15 protein-coding genes are annotated in these 22,509 nt (G+C 76.8%); 9 read left to right on the forward strand and 6 right to left on the reverse strand.

Annotated features, from left to right (window positions below; genetic code table 11):
• Positions 1–147 precede the first annotated feature (147 nt).
• The 4 genes from IEY94_RS06875 to IEY94_RS06890 all read left to right on the forward strand — a co-directional run bounded on the left by IEY94_RS06875 (position 148) and on the right by IEY94_RS06890 (position 6,120).
• Positions 148–3,480, forward strand: coding sequence for an error-prone DNA polymerase (locus IEY94_RS06875; RefSeq protein WP_189169186.1), 3,333 nt, complete (start codon positions 148–150; stop codon positions 3,478–3,480).
• A gap of 66 nt (positions 3,481–3,546) precedes the next feature.
• The gene (locus IEY94_RS06880) at positions 3,547–4,254 is read left to right on the forward strand and encodes a methyltransferase domain-containing protein (protein WP_189169187.1); all 708 of its coding nucleotides are present in this window, start codon (positions 3,547–3,549) and stop codon (positions 4,252–4,254) included.
• 50 nt (positions 4,255–4,304) lie between these two features.
• The gene (gene dinB / locus IEY94_RS06885) at positions 4,305–5,588 is read left to right on the forward strand and encodes a DNA polymerase IV (RefSeq protein WP_373291229.1); all 1,284 of its coding nucleotides are present in this window, start codon (positions 4,305–4,307) and stop codon (positions 5,586–5,588) included.
• Positions 5,589–5,733: 145 nt separating this feature from the next.
• Positions 5,734–6,120, forward strand: coding sequence for an SCO2097 family morphological protein (locus tag IEY94_RS06890; RefSeq protein ID WP_189169188.1), 387 nt, complete (start codon positions 5,734–5,736; stop codon positions 6,118–6,120).
• 152 nt (positions 6,121–6,272) lie between these two features.
• Here the strand turns inward: IEY94_RS06890 and IEY94_RS06895 are convergent, their stop codons facing one another.
• Genes IEY94_RS06895 through IEY94_RS06905 form a run of 3 tightly spaced genes read right to left on the reverse strand, consistent with a single transcriptional unit; the run spans position 6,273 to position 10,955 of the window.
• Positions 6,273–8,729 carry a transglutaminase domain-containing protein gene (locus IEY94_RS06895; protein ID WP_189169189.1) on the reverse strand — a complete coding sequence of 819 codons (2,457 nt, stop codon included), beginning with the start codon at positions 8,727–8,729 and terminating at the stop codon, positions 6,273–6,275.
• Positions 8,726–9,991 (reverse strand): DUF58 domain-containing protein, encoded by a 1,266-nt coding sequence (locus tag IEY94_RS06900; RefSeq protein ID WP_189169190.1) that lies wholly within the window; start codon positions 9,989–9,991, stop codon positions 8,726–8,728. The genes IEY94_RS06895 and IEY94_RS06900 overlap by 4 nt, the downstream gene beginning before the upstream one ends.
• A gap of 1 nt (position 9,992) precedes the next feature.
• Entirely contained in the window at positions 9,993–10,955 is a 963-nt protein-coding gene (locus IEY94_RS06905; protein WP_189169381.1) for an AAA family ATPase, read from the reverse strand.
• Between the two features lie 496 nt (positions 10,956–11,451).
• On the opposite strand from IEY94_RS06905, the gene leuS reads away from it, so the two are divergent.
• Entirely contained in the window at positions 11,452–14,277 is a 2,826-nt protein-coding gene (leuS, locus tag IEY94_RS06910; RefSeq protein ID WP_189169191.1) for a leucine--tRNA ligase, read from the forward strand.
• A 75-nt stretch (positions 14,278–14,352) separates the two neighbouring features.
• Here the strand turns inward: leuS and IEY94_RS06915 are convergent, their stop codons facing one another.
• Genes IEY94_RS06915 through IEY94_RS06925 form a run of 3 tightly spaced genes read right to left on the reverse strand, consistent with a single transcriptional unit; the run spans position 14,353 to position 17,163 of the window.
• Positions 14,353–15,165 carry a TVP38/TMEM64 family protein gene (locus tag IEY94_RS06915; protein ID WP_189169192.1) on the reverse strand — a complete coding sequence of 271 codons (813 nt, stop codon included), beginning with the start codon at positions 15,163–15,165 and terminating at the stop codon, positions 14,353–14,355.
• Positions 15,166–15,203: 38 nt separating this feature from the next.
• On the reverse strand, positions 15,204–15,920 hold the full coding sequence (locus tag IEY94_RS06920; protein WP_189169193.1) for a type 1 glutamine amidotransferase: 717 nt from the start codon (positions 15,918–15,920) through the stop codon (positions 15,204–15,206).
• Entirely contained in the window at positions 15,910–17,163 is a 1,254-nt protein-coding gene (locus tag IEY94_RS06925) for a Mur ligase family protein (RefSeq protein WP_189169382.1), read from the reverse strand. Before IEY94_RS06925 ends, IEY94_RS06920 begins: the two co-directional genes overlap by 11 nt.
• Before the next feature lie 543 nt (positions 17,164–17,706).
• Here IEY94_RS06925 and mraZ point away from each other — a divergent pair.
• The 4 genes from mraZ (at position 17,707) to IEY94_RS06945 (ending at position 22,468) form a co-directional block, all read left to right on the forward strand.
• The gene (gene mraZ, locus IEY94_RS06930; RefSeq protein WP_189169194.1) at positions 17,707–18,138 is read left to right on the forward strand and encodes a division/cell wall cluster transcriptional repressor MraZ; all 432 of its coding nucleotides are present in this window, start codon (positions 17,707–17,709) and stop codon (positions 18,136–18,138) included.
• Between the two features lie 202 nt (positions 18,139–18,340).
• Positions 18,341–19,474 (forward strand): 16S rRNA (cytosine(1402)-N(4))-methyltransferase RsmH, encoded by a 1,134-nt coding sequence (gene rsmH, locus IEY94_RS06935; RefSeq protein WP_189169195.1) that lies wholly within the window; start codon positions 18,341–18,343, stop codon positions 19,472–19,474.
• 114 nt (positions 19,475–19,588) lie between these two features.
• On the forward strand, positions 19,589–20,068 hold the full coding sequence (gene ftsL, locus IEY94_RS06940) for a cell division protein FtsL (RefSeq protein WP_189169196.1): 480 nt from the start codon (positions 19,589–19,591) through the stop codon (positions 20,066–20,068).
• A gap of 3 nt (positions 20,069–20,071) precedes the next feature.
• Positions 20,072–22,468: a peptidoglycan D,D-transpeptidase FtsI family protein gene (locus IEY94_RS06945; RefSeq protein ID WP_229783383.1), complete on the forward strand. Its 2,397-nt coding sequence runs from the start codon at positions 20,072–20,074 to the stop codon at positions 22,466–22,468.
• Positions 22,469–22,509 lie beyond the last annotated feature (41 nt).

Below are 22,509 nucleotides of genomic sequence, written 5' to 3' on the forward strand. Positions count from 1 at the left end.
GCCGACGCCCGGCGCGGGGTCCGCTTCCAGCTCGTCCTGGCCGACGGCCGCGGCGTCCTGCTCACCCTCTCCGCCGGCCGCTGGCACCTCACGGCCCTCTACGACTGACCCGACCCGAGGCCACCCGAACAGCGAGAGGAGCGGGGAATGGGCTGGAACAACCCGGCGGTCCCCTGGACCGAGTGGGAGCGCCGGCTCGACGGCCGCGTCGTCGACCCGCTGGCCGACGCCGACGGCGGCGACGGCCCGGGCTTCACCCGCAAGCGCGGGGCGTTCGAGCCGCCCCCGGTGACCCGCCCGGCGAATCCGGTGCCGTACGCCGAGCTGCACGCACACAGCAACTTCAGCTTCCTCGACGGCGCCAGCCACCCGCACGAGCTGGCGGTGGGGGCCGAGCGGCTCGGGCTGACCGCGCTGGCCATCACTGACCACGACAGCCTCGCCGGCGTCGTCCGGTTCAGCGAGGCCGCCGAGCGGCTGGTGCTGCGTACGGTGTTCGGCAGCGAGTTGTCCGTCGAGCTGGACGCCCCCCGCGCCGGCCCGGCCGATCCGCCCGGCCGGCACCTGCTCGCGCTGGCCCGCGGCCCGGCCGGGTACGCCAAGCTGGCCGCGTCCATCTCGCTGGCCCAGCTCGCCGGCGGGGAGAAGGGCCGGCCGCGGTACCCGGCGCTGCCCGCGCTGGCCGAGCAGTGGGGCGGCGAGGTGCTGGTGCTGACCGGCTGCCGCAAGGGGCACGTCCCGGCGGCCCTGCGCGCGGGCGGGCCCGCCGCCGCGGCGGCGGCGCTGGACCGGCTGGTCGCCGCGTTCGGCCGCGACGGCGTCGTGGTCGAGCTGACCGCCCCCGGCGACCCGACCGACGACGAGTACAACGACACCCTGGCGGCGCTCGCCGCCGACCGCGGCCTGCGCGCGGTGGCCACCGGCAACGTCCACTACGCGACCCCGGCCGACCGGCGGCTGGCGACGGTGCTCGCGGCGATCCGGGCCCGGCGCAGCCTGGACGAGCTGGACGGCTGGCTGCCCGCCGCGGCGACCGCGCACCTGCGCGACGGCGCGGAGATGGCCCGGCGGTTCGCCGCGTACCCCGGCGCGGTGGCGGGGGCGGCGGCGCTGGGCGCGGAGCTGGCGTTCGACCTGAAGCTGGTGGCGCCGCGGCTGCCCGTCCTGCCGATGCCGCCGGGGTGCACCGAGGCGTCCCGGCTGCGGGAGCTGGCCCGGGCGGGGGTGGCCCGCCGGTACCGGTACGGGCCGCTGCCCCCGCCCGGCCACGAGCGGGACCCGTACGCGCGGGTCGAGGGGGAGCTGGCGCTGATCGAGGAGCTGGGGTTCCCGGGGTACTTCCTCATCGTCCGCGACATCGTCGCCTTCTGCCGCGAGCGGAACATCTACTGCCAGGGCCGCGGCTCGGCCGCCAACTCGGTCCTCTGCTACGCCCTCGGCATCACCAACGTGGACCCGATGCAGTACCGGCTCCTGTTCGAGCGGTTCCTCTCCCGGGACCGGCCGGAGCCGCCGGACATCGACATCGACATCGAGTCCGGCCGCCGGGAGGAGGTCATCCAGTACGTCTACGACACGTACGGGCGGCACCACACCGCGCAGGTGGCCAACGTGATCTCGTACCGGCCGCGCTCCGCCATCCGCGACGTCGCCCGCGCGTTCGGCCACTCGCCCGGCCGGCAGGACGCCTGGAGCAAGCGGATCGACCGCTGGCACGGCATCGACCCGGCCGAGGTCGCCGACGTGCCGGCCGACGTCGTCGCGTACGCCAGCCGGGTGCAGACCTTCCCCCGGCACCTCGGCATCCACTCCGGCGGCATGGTCATCTGCGACCGCCCGGTGATCGAGGTGTGCCCGGTGGAGTGGGCCCGGATGCCCGGCCGCTCGGTGCTCCAGTGGGACAAGGACGACTGCGCCGCCATCAAGCTGATCAAGTTCGACCTGCTCGGGCTGGGGATGCTGGGGGCGCTGCACGACGGGTTCGACCTGATCGGCGGCGGGCTGGACCTCACCGACCTGCAACCCGACGACCCGCAGGTGTACGAGATGCTCTGCCGGGCGGACGCGGTCGGCGTGTTCCAGGTGGAGAGCCGGGCGCAGCTCGCCACGCTGCCGCGGCTGCGGCCGAAGGAGTTCTACGACCTGGTGGTCGAGGTGGCGCTGATCCGGCCGGGGCCGATCCAGGGCGGGTCGGTGCATCCGTACATCAAGCGCCGCAACGGTGCGACGTGGAGCCTGCCGCACGAGTCGATGGGCAACGCGCTGAACCGCACGTACGGGGTGCCGCTGTTCCAGGAGCAGATGATGCAGCTCGCCATCGACACGGCCGGCTTCGACGGCGGCACCGCCGACGAACTGCGCCGGGCGATGGGGTCGAAGCGGTCCAGCGAGCGGATGGAGCGGCTGCGGACCCGCCTGTACGACGGGATGGCCGCCAAGGGGATCCCCACCGCGATCGCCGACGACATCTTCCACAAGCTGCTGGCCTTCGCGAGCTTCGGCTTCCCGGAGAGCCACGCGCTGAGCTTCGCGTTCCTGGTGTACGCGAGCGCCTGGCTGAAGCGGTACCACCCCGCCGCCTTCTGCGCCGCCCTGCTCAACAACCAGCCGATGGGCTTCTACGCCCCGCAGTCGCTGGTCGACGACGCCCGCCGGCACGGCGTCCGGGTCCGCCGCCCGGAGATCAACGCCAGCGGCGCGGGGGCCACCCTGGAGTACGACGCCGCCCGCCGGGTCCGCGCCGGCGGGCCGGCGGAGCCGCCGGAGCGGTGGGGCGCCGGGGGGCCGGTGCTGCGGCAGGGGCTGTCCGGCGTCCGTACGGTCGGCGGGGAGCTGGCCGGGCGGATCGTCGCCGAGCGGGCGGCGCGCGGCCCGTACCGGAGCATCGCCGACCTGGCCCGCCGCACCGCCGCCCCGGCCGCCGCGCTGGAGGCGCTGGCCACCGTGGGCGCGTTCCGCGGCTTCGGCCTGACCCGGCGGGCGGCGCTGTGGCAGGCCGGCGCGGCCGCCGCCGAGCGCCCGGACCGGCTGCCGCTGGCCCCGGCCGCCCCGCCCCCGCTGCCGGGGATGTCCGCGCTGGACGACCTGGTCGCCGACGTCTGGGCGACCGGGCTGTCGCCGGAGACGCACCCGGTGGCGTTCCTGCGCGAGCGGCTGGCCGCGGCCGGCGCGGTGTCGATCGCGGGGCTCGCCGAGCGCCGGCACGGCGAGCGGCTGCTGGTTGGCGGGATGATCACCCACCGGCAGCGCCCGGCCACGGCCGGCGGGATCACGTTCCTGAACCTGGAGGACGAGACCGGCATGCTCAACGTCGTCTGCTCGCCGGGGCTGTGGCTGCGGTACCGTGCGGTCGCCCGCAGCAGCCCCGGCCTGCTGATCCGGGGGACGCTGGAGCGGCAGGGGGAGGTGCTCAACCTGGTCGCGGAGCGGCTCGCCGCGGTCGCCGTACCGGCCCGGATCCCGTCGCGCGACTTCCGCTGACCGGCCCGCCCGCGCACGATCGACGGCCGCGCCGCCCCGCCGGGCGGGCTCGACTACGCTCGCGGGGTGGACAGCATTGGCAGCCGGCACGCCCCGCACACCGCCGTCGTCCGATCCGTGCTCCGCGACGAACTCGACCGGTACCCCGGCCGGGTGCTGCGCGTACTCGACGTCGGCGGCGGGACCGGCGGGTTCGCCGTGCCGCTGGCGGAGCTGGGCCACCGGGTCACCGTGATCGACGCCAGCCCGGACGCGCTCGCCTCCCTGCGCCGCCGCGCCGCCGAGCAGGGCGTCGCCGACCGGATCGAGGCCGTGCAGGCCGACGCCGACGAGATCGGCAAGGTCGCCGAGCCCGAGTCGGTGGACCTCGCCCTCTGCCACGCCGTCCTGGAGGTCGTCGACGACGTCGACGCCGTCGCCGGGGCGCTCGCCACCGCGCTGCGGCCCGGCGGGGTGGCCAGCGTGCTCGTGGCCGGCCGGGCCGGCGCCGTGCTCAGCCGGGCGCTGTCCGGGCAGCTCGCCGACGCCGCCCGGCTGGTCGCCGCGGGCCGGCCGCGGCGGTTCGACGCGGCCGGGGCCCGGGCGGTGCTGGAGCGGGCCGGGCTGCGGGTGGAGGCGATCCACGGCGTGCGGGTGTTCGCGGACCTGGTCGGCGCCGCGGTCGCGGAGGAGGACCCGGCCGCGCTGCTGGAGCTGGAGCTGGCGGTGGCCGCCGAGCCGCCGTACCGGGACATCGCCTCCCAACTGCACCTGCTCGCCCGCCGCCCCGCCTGACCACCCGCTGCCGCCCGCCGGATGTCGGGGGGTGCCGCTAGCCTGCCGGCGTGAACGCCGAGGCCAGCCACCCGCCCGACCGCGACGACGGCTGCGACATCCTGCACGTCGACATGGACGCGTTCTACGCCTCCGTCGAGCTGCGCCGCCGCCCCGAGCTGCGCGGCCGCCCCGTTGTGGTCGGCGGCACCGGCCCGCGCGGCGTCGTCTGCTCGGCCAGCTACCCGGCCCGGGCGTACGGCGTGCGCAACGCCATGCCCGTCGCCCGCGCCCGCGGGCTGTGCCGCGACCTGGTCTGCCTGCCGCCGGACTTCCCCGCGTACCGGGCGGCGTCCGCGGCGGTCATGGCGGCCTTCCGCGAGGTGACCCCGCTGGTCGAGCCGCTGTCGCTGGACGAGGCGTTCCTCGACGTCCGGGGCGCCCGGCGGCTGTTCGGCCGCCCGGCCCGGATCGCCGCGGCGCTGCGCGCCCGGATCGCCGCCGAGCAGGCGCTGACCTGCTCGGTCGGGGTGGCGCCGACGAAGTTCGTGGCCAAGGTCGCCTCCGCCCGGGCCAAGCCCGACGGGCTGCTGGTCGTCCCGGCCGGCGGCGTGCTGGCGTTCCTGCACCCGCTGCCGGTCCGGGCGCTGTGGGGGGTGGGGGAGCGGGCGGCCGACGCACTGGGCCGGCACGGCCTGCGGACCGTCGGCGACCTCGCCGCCGCCCCGGAGGCGCTGCTGCGGCAGACCGTCGGCCGGGCCGCCGGCGCCCACCTGCGCGAGCTGGCGCACGGCCGGGACCCGCGCCCGGTGACGCCCGAGCAGGCCGAGCGGTCGGTGAGCGCCGAGACGACGTTCGACTCCGACATCGGCGAGCCGGCGGCGGTCGGCCGCGCGTTCCTGGCGCTGGCGCACCGGGTGGCCGAGCGGCTGCGCGCCGGCGGGATCGCCGGGCGGACCGTCGCGATCAAGGTGCGGCTGCCGGACTTCACCACGCTGAGCCGCTCCCGCACGCTGCCGTACCCGACCGACGTCGGCCACGAGATCCACGCCGCGGCGCTGGCGCTGTGGTCCGCGCTGCGGGCCAGCGGCCGGCCGCCGGTGCACCTGGTGCGGCTGCTCGGCGTCCGGGTGGAGGGCCTCGCGCCCGCCGCGGCCGCGGCCCGGCAGCCCGAGCTGGGCGCCGCGGACCGCGGGTGGGCCGAGGCCGAGCGGGCCGCCGACGCAGCGTCTGCCCGTTTCGGGCGTTCTGTGGTAGGTCCAGCCAGTCTGCTGCCCCACGAGCGGGGTGGGTCAGCCGAAAATCGGTACTCCCCGTCGGTCGTCCCGCTTTCCGACCCGTCATCCCCCTCGTAGACTGGGTACAGGCGATGCGGTGTCGACCCGTACCGAGCCGGCTGCACCGGAGGTTTGCCCTCCGCGCGGACCGGCAAGTACCGGTTACGGCGATCGGGTCGTTTGCCAGCCCCCGGCCGGACCGGTCCCGAGCGGAAGGAGTGCCGTGCCGCTCTCGGAGCACGAACAGCGACTGTTCGAGCAGATCGAACGGTCGCTCGCCGACGACCCCAAGTTCGCGTCGGCGGTACGCGCCAACGACCCGCGCCTGCACGCCCGGCGCCGGGTGGTCATCGCGATCGTCGTGGTCCTCGCCGGTCTCGGCCTCGTCGTCTACGGCACCGCGGTCAAGAGCATGCCGCTGGGCGTCGCCGGCTTCGTGGTGATGCTGGCCGCCGCGGCCCTGGCCACCCACTCGTACCGGCGCGGCCAGACCCCCCAGCTCCGCGTCGTCGGCGGCACCGCCGCGGCGACCCCCCGGCCCGCCCGCCGCGCCTCCCTGGTGGACCGGCTCGAGGCCCGCTGGCGCGGCCGCCCCGAGGGCAACCGCTGATCCCCAGCGCCTGACGCCCCCGGCACCACCGCACCCGTACCCGAATCCACGTCGCGGCCCCGTCGGCCGCGAGTTCCGCAGCGCGCCCACCGCGGGCGGCATGGCGCGTCCGCCGCGGTGGCGTGGCCCTTTCGCGCCGGTGGCGTGGTGCGTCAGCCGCGGGTCGCGCGGCGCGGGGTCAGCCGCTCCGCCGTCGCCCGCCACGCCGCCGCCGTCGCCCCGGCCCGCTCGCCGTACGCCCGCAGCGCCGCCGCGGCCCGGCGCAGCACCGAGCGCGGCAGCAGCGTCGCCGCCAGCCGCCCCCCTCGCCCCGTCCGCTCCGCGCACGCCGCCCGGACCGCGCCCAGCGCCGCCGCCGTCGCGGCCGGGTCCGCGCCGGTGCCGCTGCGGGCGTACCGGGCGCGCTCCTCGGCGTGCGCCAGCCCCCGCACGGCCTCGGCCATCGGGGCCGGCAGCGCCAGGTCGGTGCCGATCCGGGCGGCCCGCTGCCGCGGGGTGTCGTTGTCCGGGGTCGGCACGCCGTAGTCGACCAGGGTGTCGGTCAGCTCCGCCCACGCCGCGTGCGCCCGGGCCCGCCAGCCGTCCTCGGCCACCATCGCGGGCGCGTCCGCGGCCGGGCCCACGGTCACCGCCGGGGCCCCGGTTGCGGGGGCGGCGCGGCGCCGGCGCAGCCGCCGGCGGTACAGCGCCGGCAGGGCCAGCAGCGCCACGACCAGCAGGACGGCCGGCGGCAGCCACCACCGGTCGGCGGCCGCCGGCACCGGCGCGGCGGCGCCCGGCGCGCCGGCGTCGATGTCCCGGCCGGGCCCGCGGCTCGGCGCGCCGGTCGGCGCCGGCTCGGCCGCGCCGGTCGGGGTGGTGGACGCGCCCGGCGCGGGGCGGTCGGTGTCGACGTCCACGGCGTTCGGCGCGTACGCCGGGTTCAGCGTCCCGGTCACCGCGGCCGGCGGCGTCGACTCGAACAGCACCCAGCCGACGCCGGGGAAGTACACCTCGGTCCAGGCGTGCAGGTTCCGGTTGGTCAGCACCCGGACGCCGTCGCGGTTGTCGTTGCCGAGGGTGAAGCCGATCGCCACCCGGGCCGGGATGCCCGCGGCCCGGACCAGCCAGGCCAGCGCGGCCGCGTACTGCTGGCAGAAGCCCACCTTGCGGTCGAGGAAGTCGGTGATCGCCGCGCCGGTGGTGCTGGGCTCGGTGCGCAGGTCGTACCGGAAGCCGTTGGCCGGGTCGAAGTACCCGCGCAGCCGCTCGACCCGGTCGTAGTCGGTGGTCGCGCCGCGGGTCAGCTCGGCGACGAGCTGCTGCACCCGGGGCAGCGGCGGCACCTCGGTCCACCGGCGGGCCGGGTCGTCCGGCGGCAGCGGGCCGGCCCGGCGCAGCGTCCGGGCGTCCAGCTCGGGGCGGGCGAAGCCGAACCGGTACCGCCGGTCCGCCGCCGACTCCACCGACGAGTACACGGTCTCCCGCTCGGGGTCGAGCAGCCAGTCGTTGTCCAGCGTCGTCCAGGCCAGCCGCGGGTACACCGGCGCCATCCGCATCGCGAACGCCCGGCTGACGCTGACCCGCGCCTCGTACACCGGCCCGTCCGGATCGCCGAGCGCCGGGTCGGGCAGCGCGGCCGGGCGGCCGGGCGCCGGGATGCGCCGGTTGCCGCCGAGCGCCGTCCCGATCGGCGTGCCGGACCAGCCGCCGGCCCGGAAACCCCGCTCGTCGACGATGTCGGCGACCGCGAACCGCAGGTACTCCGGCCGCGGGTCGTTGGTCTCCAGCCGGACCAACTCCTGCACCTGCGGCTGGTTCAGCCGTCCACTGAGGTCGGCGAACAGGTCGACCGGCCGGCCGCCGCCGGGCCGCCCGCCGCCGGGCGCGCCGATGCCCTGCGGGCCGAGCACGCCCGCGCTGACCTCCGGTACGGCCAGCGGCAGCAGCACGGCCAGCACCACCCCGACCAGGCCGAGCCGGCGCGCGGACGCCCCCAGCGGGGACGGCTCGCCGGCGTCGACGCTGCTGCCGTCGCCGCGGAACCGCCGCCCGAACCGGCGGACCCGCTCCAGGTTGTCGGCGACCAGCAGCCACAGGAAGCCGGTCGCGCCGACGGCGAACGGGGCGACCGGGGCGCTGTCGGTGTGGATGGCGACCGGCACCGCGTACACCACCAGCAGCGGCAGCCCGGCCAGCGCCGGCCGGCGGGCGCCGACGGCGAGCACGTCCACCGCGACGGCGACCAGCCCCACCCCGGTGGCGGCCAGGAACAGCAGCGGCCGCAGGTCCGGTACGGGGATCGCGTTGCCCTGCACCGCGGCCGGCGCCTCCCGGACGAGCGCGGCGAAGTTGCCCAGCGTCGCGCCGGTCGGCAGCAGCCCCAGCAGGTCGCCGCCGCTGGGGAACAGGTGGGTCAGCGCCAGCAGCAGCGCGCCGAGCAGCACCGGCACCCGCAGCCAGCGCCCGCCGGGCAGCCGCCCGACCAGCACCGACGCGACCGTGATCAGCGCCACGACGATCAGCGCCTGGACCGCCCAGGCCGGCGTGTCGAACAGGCTCCACAGCGGCGCGGCGCCGAGCAGCGTCGCCACCCCGGCGATCACGCTGAGCCGGCGCGGCGGCTTCACCGGGCACCCACCGGGTCGGCGGCGCCGAGCCGCTCCCACACCGCGGCGACCGACTCGCCGGGGGAGCGGGTGACGACCCGCCAGCCGGCGTCGCGCAGCAACTGCGGCCCCGCGGTCAGCGCGGGCGTGCCGGCGGCGCCGGGCCAGCCGGGGTCGACCACGAGCGCGACGCCGCGGTCGGCGCCGGGCGCGAGGCCGAGCAGGTGCCGGGCGGCGGCGGTGTCACAGGTACCGAGGACGGCGACGACCAGCCCGCGCTCGCCGGCCCGGCGGGCCCGGTCCACGGCCGGGCGCAGGTCGTCGGCCCGGCGCGGGCCGACGTCGGCGAGCCGGTCCATCGCCGCCATCTCGGTCGCGGCGTCGTGCACCGGCTGGTCGATCGGCGGCGCGTCGATGCGTTCCACGTCGGGCGGGGCGCAGACCAGCCGCACCTTGTGGCCGCCCCGGCGCAGGTGCACGATCAGGCTCGCCGCCGCCGACACCGCCCACTCGAACGTCGAGTCGGCGCCGTCGCCGAGGTGCGCGGCGGCGCGGTTGTCCAGCAGTATCGTCGCCCGGCGCTCGCGCGGCTGCTCCTCCCGGCGGACCATCAGCTCGCCGGCCCGGGCGGTGGACCGCCAGTGCACCCGGCGCAGGTCGTCGCCGTGCCGGTACTCGCGGGTGGCGGTGTCGTCCTCGCCGTGCACGGCGACCGCCCGGCCGCGGCTCTCGCCCGTACCGGTGTGCACGCCGGCCAGCCGGACCGCGGGCAGCGCCTCGGTGCGCGGCAGCACGGTCAGCGACGCCACCTCGGCGAACGTCCGGTCCAGCCGGCACAGCCCGAACGGGTCGGTGAGCCGGGCCCGCAGCGGCCCGATCGGGTACCGGCCCCGGTGCGGCGGCCGGACCGTGTACGCCACGTTCGTCGACGCCCCCGCCGCCAGCTTCTCCAGCACCAGCCGCGGCACCCCGCCGAGCGCGACCGGCAGGCCCTCCTCCAGCAGCAGCGTGCCGATCGGCAGCCGGGCGGCGTTGTGCAGGTGCAGCCGCACCCGGGCCGGCTCGCCGGCGGGCAGCCGGGCCGGCTCCAGCTCGCGGTGGGTGCCGAGCCGGTGCCGGCTGCGCCCCACGTACCAGGCGGCGAGCAGCGGCAGCACCGCCAGCAGCACCGCCACCCGCAGCAGGTCGCGCTCGCCGAGCAGGACGGCGCCGAGCGCGGCGGCGACGCCGGCGGCCAGGAACGAGCGGCCCCGCGTGGTCAGCCCGCGCAGCGCCGCCCGCATGTCAGCGCCCCTGCCGGTGGTGCGGCGCCGCCGGTACGGGCACCCGCCGGACCAGGTCGGCGACGATCCGGTCGGCGCCGCGGCTCACGCCGGCCTCGTCGGTCGGGATCACCCGGTGGGCCAGGACCGGGCCGGCGAGCGCCTGCACGTCGTCCGGCGCCACGAAGTCGTGCCCGTGCAGCGCGGCCGCCGCCCGGGCGGTGCGCAGCAGTTGCAGCGTCGCCCGCGGCGAGGCGCCCAGCCGCAGCTCGGGGGAGTGCCGGGTGGCGTGGATCAGGGCGACGGCGTACCGCTTGACCGGCTCGGCCAGGTACACCTGCCGGGCGTGCGCGATCAGCCGGCGGACCCCCTCGGCGTCGGTGACCGGGCTGAGGTCGGCGAGCGGGTCGGCCTCGCCGTGCCCGTCGACCATGGCCAGCTCGGCGTCCGGGTCGGGGTACCCCATGGCGATCCGGGCGGTGAACCGGTCCCGCTGCGCCTCCGGCAGCGGGTACGTGCCGGACATCTCGATCGGGTTCTGGGTGGCGACGACCATGAACGGCGGCGGCAGCAGGTACGTCACGCCGTCGACGGTGACCTGCCGCTCCTCCATGCACTCCAGCAGCGCCGCCTGCGTCTTCGGCGACGCCCGGTTGATCTCGTCGCCGACGACCAGGTTCGCGAAGATCGCGCCGGGCTTGAACTCGAACCCGCGGGTCTCCCGGTTGTACACGCTCACGCCGGTCACGTCGCTGGGCAGCAGGTCGGGGGTGAACTGGATCCGCCGTACCGTGCAGTCGATGGTCCGGGCCAGCGCCTTGGCCAGCGACGTCTTGCCGACGCCGGGCACGTCCTCGATCAGCAGGTGCCCCTCGGCGAGCAGGACGGCCAGCGCGAGCCGGATCGTGTCCGCCTTGCCGGCGATGATCTTCTCGATGTTGGCGACGATCGCGTCGGTCCGCTCCCGGAAACCCTCCTGCCCGATCGCGCCCGCCGCCTCGCCGGGCGGATGGTACGGGTTGTGCGGAGTCGTCACGTAACCTCCTGATACGGCCGGGGTCGACACACCGCGCGGCGCCGGCGATCCACGGCGGCGGATCGGATCCGCCGGCAGTGGGACGGTCACGGCGCGTGGCGGGATCCGCGGTGCGCCATCCCAGGCTAGCCGGACTCCGCGACGAATCCGAGAGCGTCGCGCGTCGGTCCCGGCGCCGACCCGCCGGCGACCGCGTCGCCCGGTGGGGTGATCGCACGCTATGCTGGTGATATGGCATCGGTTGCCCGGCCCACAGCCCGGCCCACCGCCAGCTCCCTGGCGGTTCGGCTTCTTACGCGACCGTGCTGACGACGATCCACCCCGGCCCCACGGCCGGCGCGGTGCGGTGATCGCGGGCAGCACGGTCCCCCCTCCTGTGCGGGGGGCTTTTTTGTGCCCGCAGCACCACCCACCCACGACCGCCCTGAGGAATTGGTGAGACACGATGAGTGAGGCGACCCCGCGGCCGGACGCCACCCCGCCGCACCGGTACACCGCCGCGCTGGCGCAGCGGATCGAGGCGCGCTGGCAGGAGCACTGGGCCCGGCACGGGACCTTCCGGACGCCGAACCCGACCGGCCCGCTCGCCGACCCCGACCACCCCCGGGCCGGCGCGGCGAAGCTGTTCGTCCTGGACATGTTCCCGTACCCGTCCGGCAGGGGCCTGCACGTCGGGCACCCGCTGGGGTACATCGGCACCGACGTGTACGCGCGGTTCCAGCGGATGGCCGGGCGCAATGTGCTGCACGCGATGGGGTACGACGCGTTCGGCCTGCCCGCCGAGCAGTACGCCGTGCAGACCGGCACCCACCCGCGGGTCTCCACCGAGGAGAACATCACCCGGTACGGCGCCCAGCTCCGCCGGCTGGGCCTGGCCCACGACGACCGGCGCGGCGTGCGCACGATCGACCCGGCGTACTACCGCTGGACCCAGTGGATCTTCCTGCAGGTCTTCAACTCCTGGTACGACGCCGCCGCCGGCCGCGCCCGCCCGATCGCCGAGCTGACCGCCGAGTACGCCGCCGGCACCAGGCCCACCCCCGACGGGCGGCCGTGGGCCGAGCTGTCGGACACCGAGCGGCGCACCGCCGTCGACGGGCACCGGCTGGCGTACGTCTCCGACGCGCCCGTCAACTGGTGCCCCGGCCTGGGCACGGTGCTGGCCAACGAGGAGGTCACCGCCGACGGGCGCAGCGAGCGCGGCAACTTCCCCGTCTTCCAGCGCAGCCTGAAGCAGTGGATGATGCGGATCACCGCGTACGCCGACCGGCTGGTCGAGGACCTGGACCTGCTGGAGTGGCCCGAGCCGATCACCGCGATGCAGCGCAACTGGATCGGCCGGTCCACCGGGGCGCACATCGAGTTCGCCACCGACGCCGGCCCGGTCCGGGTGTTCACCACCCGCCCGGACACGATCTTCGGCGCGACGTACCTGGTCCTGGCGCCCGAGCACCCCCTGGTCGACGCGCTGACCGCCGACGCCTGGCCGGCCGGCGTGCCGGGGGCGTGGACCGACGGCCACCCGACCCCGGCCGCCGCCGTGGCGGCGTACCGGGCGTTCGCCGCCGCCAAGACCGACGTCGAGCGGCAGGCCGACGCCAAGGAGAAGACCGGCGTCGCCACCGGCGGGTACGCGGTCAACCCGGCCAACGGCGCCCGGGTCCCGGTGTTCATCGCCGACTACGTGCTGGCCGGGTACGGCACCGGCGCGATCATGGCCGTCCCCGGCCAGGACGAGCGGGACTGGGACTTCGCCGCCGCGTACGGGCTGCCGATCGTCCGGACCGTGCAGCCGCCCGCGGGCCACGACGACGGCCCGTACGTCGGCGAGGGCCCCGCGGTCAACAGCGCCGGCGACCGCGGCCTGACCCTGGACGGCCTGGGCGTCGCCGACGCGAAGGCGGCGGCCGTCGGCTGGCTGGAGTCGACCGGCCACGGCGTCGGCGCGGTCACCTACCGGCTGCGCGACTGGCTGTTCAGCCGGCAGCGGTACTGGGGCGAGCCGTTCCCGATCGTGTACGACGGGACCGGCCTGCCGGTGGCGCTGCCGGAGTCGATGCTGCCCGTGGTGCTGCCCGAGGTGGACGACTTCGCCCCGCGCACCTTCGAGCCGACCGACAGCGCCTCGTCGCCGGAGACGCCGCTGTCCCGCGCCGCCGAGTGGACCGAGGTGACGCTGGACCTGGGCGACGGGCCGAAGCGGTACCGCCGGGAGACCAACGTGATGCCGCAGTGGGCGGGTTCCTGCTGGTACGAGACCCGCTACCTGGACCCCACCAACGACGCGGCGTTCGTCGACCCGGCCATCGAGCGGTACTGGATGGGCGGCGAGCAGCCCGGCGTCGACCTGTACGTCGGCGGGGCCGAGCACGCGGTGCTGCACCTGCTGTACGCGCGGTTCTGGCACAAGGTGCTCTACGACCTGGGGCACGTCTCGCACCCCGAGCCGTTCCGCCGGCTGGTCAACCAGGGCATGATCCAGGCCCCGGCGTACCGGGACGCCCGCGAGCAGTACGTCGAGGCGAGCGAGGTCGTCGAGCGCGACGGCCGGTTCTTCCACGGCGACGCCGAGGTGCGGCGCGAGTTCGGCAAGATCGGCAAGTCGCTGAAGAACGTGATCACGCCGGACGACTTCTGCGCCGAGTACGGCGCCGACACCTTCCGGCTGTACGAGATGTCGATGGGGCCGCTGGAGGCGTCCCGGCCGTGGGAGACCCGGGCGATCGTCGGCTCGTACCGGTTCCTCCAGCGCGCCTGGCGCGCGGTCGTGGACGAGGAGACCGGCGCGCTGCGGGTCACCGACGAGCCGGCCGACCCGGCCCTGCGCAAGCTGCTGCACCGGACGATCGAGGGGGTCCGGGCCGACTACGCCGGCCTGCGCTTCAACACCGCGGCGGCCAAGCTGATCGAGCTGACCAACGGGCTGACCCAGCTCGCGGCGACGCCGCGCGAGGTGGCCGAGCCGCTGGCGCTGATGCTGGCGCCGCTGGCGCCGCACGTGGGCGAGGAGCTGTGGTCCCGGCTGGGGCACGGGGATTCGCTGGCGTACGCGGACTTCCCGGTGGCCGACCCGGCGCAGCTCGTGGAGGACGCGGTCACGTACCCGGTCCAGGTCAACGGCAAGGTGCGCGGCCGGATCGAGGTACCGGCGGACGCCCCGGAGGACGCGGTCCGCGCGGCCGCCCTGGCGGCGGTGGCGGACCAACTGGCCGGCGCGGAGCCCCGCAAGGTCATCGTCGTCCCGGGCCGCATGGTCTCCATCGTCCGCTGACGGCCCGGCGCGGAAGTGAGTGCGTTCGTGGTCGTCCCAGCGACCACGGATGCACCCACCCGCTCGTGGTACGGGTCAGGCGCGGGCCGGGACCGGGACGGCCGGCGGGACCCGGCGCGGGGCCGGGGTCGGGCGGGTCGCGGTGGCCCTGCCGGCGGCGGTCGCCGGGCCGGCGGCCGGCGGGACCGCGTCGGGGGCCGTCAGGGCCGCGGCCGGGGTGCGGGTGAGGGTCGCCGCCGCGCGGTCCGCGCGCGCCGAGCGGCGCCAGTGCCAGGCTGCGAACGTGCTGATCGCCATCCCCGCCACCGCCGGCAGCGCCGCCAGCGGGCTGAGCGCCCCCGGCGCCACCACGGCCGCGCCGAGCGTGGCGTAGCTGACGCTGGACGGCAGCGCGCCGATCAGCGTCCCGAGCAGGTAGTGCCGGGCCCGGACGGTCGTCGTGCCGTACGCGTAGCCGACCAGGCCGAACGGCGACAGCGGCAGCAGCCGGGTCACCACCACGGCGAGGACGCCGCGGCGGGCCAGCCAGCGGTCGAGCCGGTGCAGCCGGCCGCCCAGCCTGGCGGCGAGCAGGCCGCTGCCGGCCCAGCGGCCGAGCAGGTAGGTGCCGACCGCCGCGATCATCGCCGCCGCCACCGCGCACCAGAATCCGGCAAAGGCCCCGAACAGCGCGCCGCAGGCCATCGAGATCGCGGTCCGCGGTACCAGTACGGAGATCAGGGCCGCCCCGAGCGCCACCGCCGCCACGGGCGCCCCGGCGCCCAGCCCCGCTACCGCCTCGCGGATGTGGTGCAGCGGGAGCTGGGTCGCCACGACGGCGAGCGCGGCCACCGCGCCGAGCAGCGGCAGCAGGCGGCGCAGGGCGCGGCGACGGAGGTGGGCGGGCACGCGTGACCCATCGGCGCACGCGGCGCGGATCCGAGCGATCACGGGCGCGCCACCGCCGCCAGCCGCTCGCCGCGCAGCCGATCCGCCCATTCGTCGTCGATGGGGGGCAGTTCGGTGGCGCCGGTGGCCCAGCGCAGGAGCAGGTCGGCGAGCGCCGGGTTGCGGGCCAGGGCGGGGCCGTGGGCGTACGTGCCGAGGACCTTGCCGTGCCAGGCGCCCTCGGTGGCGCCGTCGTTGCCGACGCCGGCGGTGACCCGGGCCAGCGGGGCGCAGCCGGGGCCGAGGGTGGTCCGGCCGCCGTGGTTCTCGAAGCCGGTCAGCGTGGGCAGGCCGAGGGTGGGGTCGACCGTGCCGGCGAGTTCGCCGACCGCCCGCTGGGGGCCGCGGTCCGAGCGCAGGTCGAGCAGGGCGAGGCCGGCGCAGGGGGCGCCCTTGGCGCTGAACGCGTGGCCGAGGATCTGGTACCCGGCGCAGACGGCGAACAGCACCGACCCGCGGTCGACGGCGCGGTGCAGGCCGCCGTCGGCGGTCATCCGGTTCGCGGCGAGCGCCTGCGGGCCGTCCTCGCCGCCGCCGACCAGGTAGATGTCGGCTCCCTCGGGCAGCGGCTGGTCGGAGCGGACCTCGACCGGTTCGACGGCGTACCCGCGGGCGGCGGCGCGGTGGGCCAGGATCAGCAGGTTGCCGCGGTCGCCGTAGGTGGACAGCAGGTCGGGGTAGACCCAGACCAGCCGCAGGGTGCTCTCAGAGGACACGGTCCAGCTCCGCTCGGATGTCCTGGAAGGCGGTGTAGTTCGCGATCACTTCCAGCGGCCCGGCGGGCACCCCCGAAACCGCCTCCGCGAATGAGCGTACGTGGCGGAACGGCACGCGGTTCACCGTCAGCCGCACGGCGAGGTCGTACGCGCGGTCGCCGGTGATCAACAACTCCCGCCCGCGCAGCGGCGCGAAATCGACGTCGAACAGCCAGGACGTGTCCAATCCGTCCGGGTCCCGGGCATTGATGGCGAGCAGCGTCGGCGCCGGCGTGGCCATGTCGAACGCCTCCAGCCAGCTCGCCGGGTTCTTGGCCAGCAGCAGCCGGATCCGGCGGCCGTCCCGCTCGACCACGGCGTACCGGCCGGCGACCGACGCCACCTCGCCGAGCTTGCCGACGGCCAGCTCCGGCGGCACGCCGAAGCCCGCGGCGAGGGCCAGGGCGGTGGCCGCGTTGCCGAGGTTCACCCGGCCGGGAAGCTGGAGGGTCACCTTGTGCCAGCGGCCGTCGGGGCCGGTCACCCCGTCGTCCTCGACGCCCCACTGCGGGTCGGGGCGGCGCAGCGCGCACCCGGTGCAGTACCAGTCGCCGGGCCCGGCCGGCGGCAGGCCGGCGGCGTCGGCGGCCTCGCGGGCGATGTGCGCGCCGCACTCGGGGCAGACCCAGGAGTCGTCGGTCCACCGCTGGCCGGCGCTGAACCAGGTGACGTCGGCGGCGGCGCCGGCGGCCCAGACGACCATCGGGTCGTCGGCGTTGGCGATCACCCGGACGGCCGGGTGGGCGGCGAGCACGTCCCGCCACAGGGCCGCCATCATCGCCACCTCCTTGGCCCGGTCGAGCTGGTCCCGGGACAGGTTGAGCAGCGCCACGACCTCGGCGTTCGTGGCGGCGACGACCTGCGGCAGGTAGTGCTCGTCCACCTCCAGCACCGCGAACGGGGTGCTGCCGGCGCGGGCCAGCGCCGAGGTGTGGCCGGTGGGCAGGTTGGCGCCGTACGAGTTCGTGGCCACCCGCCCGGCGACCGTGACGGCCGCGGCGGCGAGCCGGGTCGTGGTGGTCTTGCCGTTGGTGCCGGAGACCAGCGCGACGCGGCGCCCGGCGGCGAGATGCCGCAGCAGCTCCGGTTCGATCTTGAGGCCGAGCCAGCCGCCGATCACCGATCCGTCGCCCCGGCCGGCCGCGCGGGAGAGCGCAGCGGCGGTCCGGGAGACAGAGGTGGCGACGCGCGCGCGCAGCGGCATGTTCGCATCCGACACGCGAGCGAGGGTACCGGACCGCCGCCGGCGGCCCGGGGCGCGCGGGGGCGGCGCGGCGGCGACGCCCGGGTGAATGTCCGGTGGCGGTTCCTGCCCGCCCGTGTCGATAGCACACCGGTCGTCTGTTTCGGCACTGCTGTCTGATTGTGGACATGACGTGATCCACTTCTCGCCCCACTCTGCTCCCCTGCCTCTGACCTGGGCTTTCGACGCGCGGGCCGGGTCAACCGGACGCATGATTCCGATTGCGGGTGGAGCGAAGTGGAGTAGAGTGGGGCCCGTTGGTGGTGCTCGGGGGACGCTCATCCGCGGGAGGGGTCCGGCGGGTGGGGGGTCCGGCCCCGGACGGCGACGCGCGAGGTCGCCGGCACCCGGTTCCGGCCACGGTCGGGGCACCACCCGGGGGAGCTCGTAACGGCGCGTCGTCCCGGGGGTCCCGGACGCGGTGCGCCGGCACACGTGACGACGGGACGGCCCTGGCGGTCCGCCGGTCGACGCGCGTCGGCTGAGCAAGGGGGGTGCCGCGCCGTGTTTCTCGGTACGCATCACCCACGCCTGGACGACAAGAGCCGGCTGATCCTGCCGGCGAAGTTTCGGGACGGGCTGGCGGGAGGTGTCGTGATCACGAAGGGCCAGGAACGCTGCCTGTACGTGTTCCCGCTGCCGGAGTTCCAGCGCATCGCCGACCAGCTCCACGCCACGCCGATGACGCACCGGGCGGCGCGCGCGTACAGCCGGGTCTTCTTCGCCAGCGCGCACGACGAGACGCCGGACAAGCAGGGCCGGGTCACGCTGCCCGCGCACCTGCGCCAGTACGCCGGACTCGACCGGGAGCTGGCCGTCATCGGCGCGAGCAACCGGGTCGAGATCTGGGACCGGGTGGCGTGGGAGTCCTACCTCGACGCGAGCGAGGACGACTTCGCCGAGATCGGGGAGGGGGTCCTGCCCGGGGGGCTGTAGGGCGGTCGGCCGGGCTCGGCGAGCCCGCGGACCGCACGCCGTACCGCCAAATCTCCACCCGCTCTGCTCCTGAGGCCACTTCCCCGGCGGCAGGCGCGAGTTCAACCCGAGCGATCGGGGGAGCGGTTGGGGATTTGACGGTACGGCGTTCAGCGCCGGTCGCGCGAACGACCGGCGGACAGCACGGCGAAGTGGGGGCGACATGGGGGAGCTGCGCGGCACGCACGTGCCGGTACTCCTGGAGCGGTGCCTGGCGCTGCTCACCCCCGCGCTGCGGGCGGCCCGGGCCGCCGGCCGGACGCCCGTGCACGTCGACGCCACCCTGGGGCTGGGCGGCCACGCCGAGGCGGTACTGGAGGCCGACCCCGACGCGGTCGTCATCGGACTCGACCGGGACACCGAGGCGCTGGCGCACAGCCGGGCGCGGCTGGCGCCGTACGGCGACCGGGTCCGGTTCGCCCACACCGTCTACGACGGACTGCCCGACGTGCTCGCCGACCTCGGCTTCGACCACCTCGACTCGGTGCTGTTCGACCTGGGTGTTTCCTCGCTGCAGCTCGACGCGCCCGACCGCGGGTTCGCCTACGCGCAGGACGCGCCGCTGGACATGCGGATGGACCAGTCGACCGGCCGGACGGCCGAGGAGGTCCTCAACGAATATCCGGAATCCGACCTGATTCGGGTTTTGCGGGTGTACGGCGAGGAGAAGTTCGCCCCGCGGATCGTCGCGGCGATCGGCCGGGAGCGCAGCCGCGGCCGGCTGACCAGCTCGGCCCGCCTGGCTGAGCTGGTCCGGGACGCGATCCCGGCGGCGACCCGCCGCACCGGCGGCCACCCGGCCAAGCGGACGTTCCAGGCGTTGCGGATCGAGGTGAACGGGGAGTTGGCGGCACTGGAGGCGGCGCTGCCGGCGGCGCTGGACGCGCTGGCGGTCGGCGGCCGGGTGGCGGTGCTGTCCTACCACTCGCTGGAGGACCGGATCACCAAGCAGGCCCTGGCCCCGCGGGCGCGCAGCAGCGCGCCGGTGGAGCTGCCCGTCGAGCTGCCGGGCACCGGGCCGACGTTCAAGCTGCTCACCCGCGGGGCCGAGCTGCCGGACGACGAGGAGGTCGCGGCGAACCCGCGGGCCGCCTCGGTCCGGCTGCGCGCGGCCGAGCGGATCGCCGCGGACAGCGCCGCGGCAGGCACACCGGCCGCTGCCGCGGCCGGGCGGGGCGCCGCGGGGAGGCGTCCGTACCGGCGGGTGGGGTCGGCCGCACGCGAGCGGCCGACCGCGGCCCGGCGGGCATCGCCCGCGGGGGCGAGGGGGACAGACGACGAGGCAGGGGAGGCGTAGATGACGGCCGTACCGGGGGGCGCTGCCGAGTGGCGGCGAACCGGTGCACCGCGGTCCGGGGGTCGGACCACGGCGCACCACACCGATCGCGCGGAGCACCGCGCGACACCACGGGTGACGGGCGCCAACGCGCTCGCGCCCGATCCGGCCGCCGCGCCGCGCCGACGCGGCGCGCCGTGGCTCACCGTGGCGCCGCCGGCGCCCGTGTCCGTACCGCGGGCGCCGTTCGTCGCGCTGCTGCTGCTGGTGGTCGTGGGCGGGGTACTCGGCATCCTCATGGTCAACACGAGCGTGATGGAGAACGCGTTCCGGCTGCAGAACCTGCAGCAGCAGTACGCCGACCTGGACCGGGTCGAGGGCGAACTGCGGCGGGACCTGGAGTACACCGAGACGCCCAACAACCTGTACCGGGCGGCCAAGCGTCTCGGCATGGTCGACGGTGGTCAGCCGGCCGTCATCACGCTCCCCAACGGTAGGCAGATCGAGATGCCGAACCCCCTGACCGACCCGGTGAGCGCGCGCTCCACCGGCCAGCCGGGGTCACGTTCGGACGAGCACAACACCAATAGCAACGACCGACGGGCCGGGAGGTAGCGCGTGGCCCGGCCGTCCGACCCGCGCGACGACGCCGACGCGCCCGCCCGCCGCGGCGGGCGCGGCGGCATCTCCGACGCGCGTCGATACACCCCGCGCGGCCGGACGGTCCGGGAGCAGGCGCAGCGCGCCGGCGACCCGGCCCGGCCGGCGCTGCGCGTGGTCGACGGCGCCGGGCCGGACGCGCCGGTGCGCACCCGCCGCCCCGCCCGGCCGGGGTCGGGCCACGACGACGACCCCGGGCCGGCCGACGGCGGGGCCCACGACGAGCGGGCGACGCGGACCGCCGCGCGGGGCGCGCCCCGCCCGCGCCCGGCCGCCGGCCGCCGCGGCCGGGCGGACGACGACGAGGCCGAGGACGCCGGCCCGCGCCGGGCGGCCCCGCGCCGGCCCACCGCCGACCGCGCGGCCCCCCGCGCCACCCCCGCGGACCGCGCCACCGCCGACCGGTCGGCCGCCCGCACCGCCACCGGCGCCCGCACCGGCACCGCCGGCCGCACGGACCCCGCCGGCCGTGCGGGCGCCAAGGGGCGCGCCGCCGGCGCGCGCTCGGGCAGCGCCGCCGCGGCCCGCCAGCGCCTCGCCGCGCACCCCCGCCGCCGCCCGCTGGCCGGGATCGCCCGCAAGCTGCGCGACCGCCGGTCGGCCGCCCCGCCCCGGCTCGGCGACCCGCGCCGCCGGCTGCGCCTGGCCACCGTGCTCGCGCTGGCGATGTTCGTCGTCGTCGGCGTCCGGCTGGTCGGGCTCCAGGTCACCGACGCGTCGGCGTTCGCCCGCGACGGGCTGCGCAGCCGGCTGGACCGGGTCCCGCTGCCGGCCAAGCGCGGCGCGATCATCGACCGGGCCGGCGCCGTGCTCGCCCGCAGCGTCGAGGCCCGGTACGTCTACGCCGACCCGACCCAGGTCGCCGATCCGGCCGCCGCCGGCCGGCTGCTCAGCCCGCTGCTCGGCGTCGCCCAGTCCGAGCTGCTGCCCAAGCTCATCCCGCACGCCCGCGACGACGGGCGGCCGGCGGAGTTCGAGTACCTCCAGCGCGGCGTCAGCCCGGACGTGGCCGCCCGGGTGGCCGACCTGAAGCTCGCCGGGGTGCACACCGCGCACGACGAGCGGCGCGAGGTGCCCGGCCACGACGTCGCCGCGAACCTGATCGGCTTCACCGGCGCGGACCTGGACGGCCTGGAGGGCATGGAGGCCCGGTACGACAACCTGCTGCGCGGCCGCGACGGCGAGTGGGTCTTCGAGCGCGGCGCCGACGGCGGCCAGTACGAGAACCTGGCGATCCCCGGCGGCTACCAGAAGCAGACCCCGGCCCAGCCGGGCAGCGCGCTGCGGCTGACCCTGGACCGGGACGTGCAGTTCCACACCCAGCGCACGCTGTACCAGCACATGAGCCGGGTGCGCGCCACCTGGGCGGCCGCGGTCGTGCTGGACGCCAGCAACGGCGAGGTGGTGGCGCAGGCCAGCTACCCGACGTACGACGCGGCGGACCCGCTGCGCCAGCCCGCCCGGGCCCGCGAGGACCAGGCGACCAGCGCGGTCGTCGACCCCGGCTCGGTGCACAAGGCGCTGGTGCTCGGCGCGGCGCTCCAGGAGGGCGCGATCCGGGCGGACGCGGCGATCGAGATCGGCCCGACGATCAAGAAGGGCGACCAGGTCTTCGCCGACACCCACCCGTACTACCGGCCGCGGCGGGTGTCGCTGGCCGGGATCATGGCGTACTCGTCCAACGTCGGCACCATCAAGATCGCCGACCGGCTGGGGGCGGCGAAGCTGTACGAGTACCAGCGCCGGTTCGGGCTCGGCAGGGCCACCGGCGTCGGCGTCCCCGGCGAGGCGCCGGGCCTGGTGCAGCCGCCGGACCGGTGGAGCGGCTCGGCGTACGGGTCGGTGCCGATCGGGCACGGCGTCGCCGCCACCCCGGTGCAGATCGCCGCGGCGTACGGCGCCATCGCCAACAACGGCACCTGGATCCAGCCGCACCTGATCAAGGAGGTCATCGCCCCGGACGGCACGGTCAAGCCGGGCCCGCGGCCGACGGTCCGGGCGGTGCTGAACCCGGCGAACGCCGCCGTGGTCCGCCGGGCGATGGAGGCGGTGGTGAGCGTGCGCGGCGCCACCGGTACGGCGGCGGCGATCCGCGGCTACCGGGTCGCCGGCAAGACCGGCACCGGCAAGCAGGTGGTGGACAGCAAGTACACGCCCGGCGAGGTGGCCTCGTTCGTGGGCATGGCCCCGGCCAACGCACCCCGGTACGTGGTCGCGGTCTTCGCCCACACCCCCGGCGGCGAGGGCGGCGCGGTGGCCGCGCCCGCGTTCCGCGACATCATGTCCTTCACGCTGAGCCGCAACAAGGTGCCGCCGACGCTCAGCCGCCCGCCGACGTTCGTGTTCTACCCCTGAGGCCGCTGGTCGGCGCCGACCGGGGCGGCGCGCGCGGGGCC

This window comes from Pilimelia anulata, from assembly GCF_014647895.1.
Taxonomy (GTDB): Bacteria; Actinomycetota; Actinomycetes; order Mycobacteriales; family Micromonosporaceae; genus Pilimelia; species Pilimelia anulata.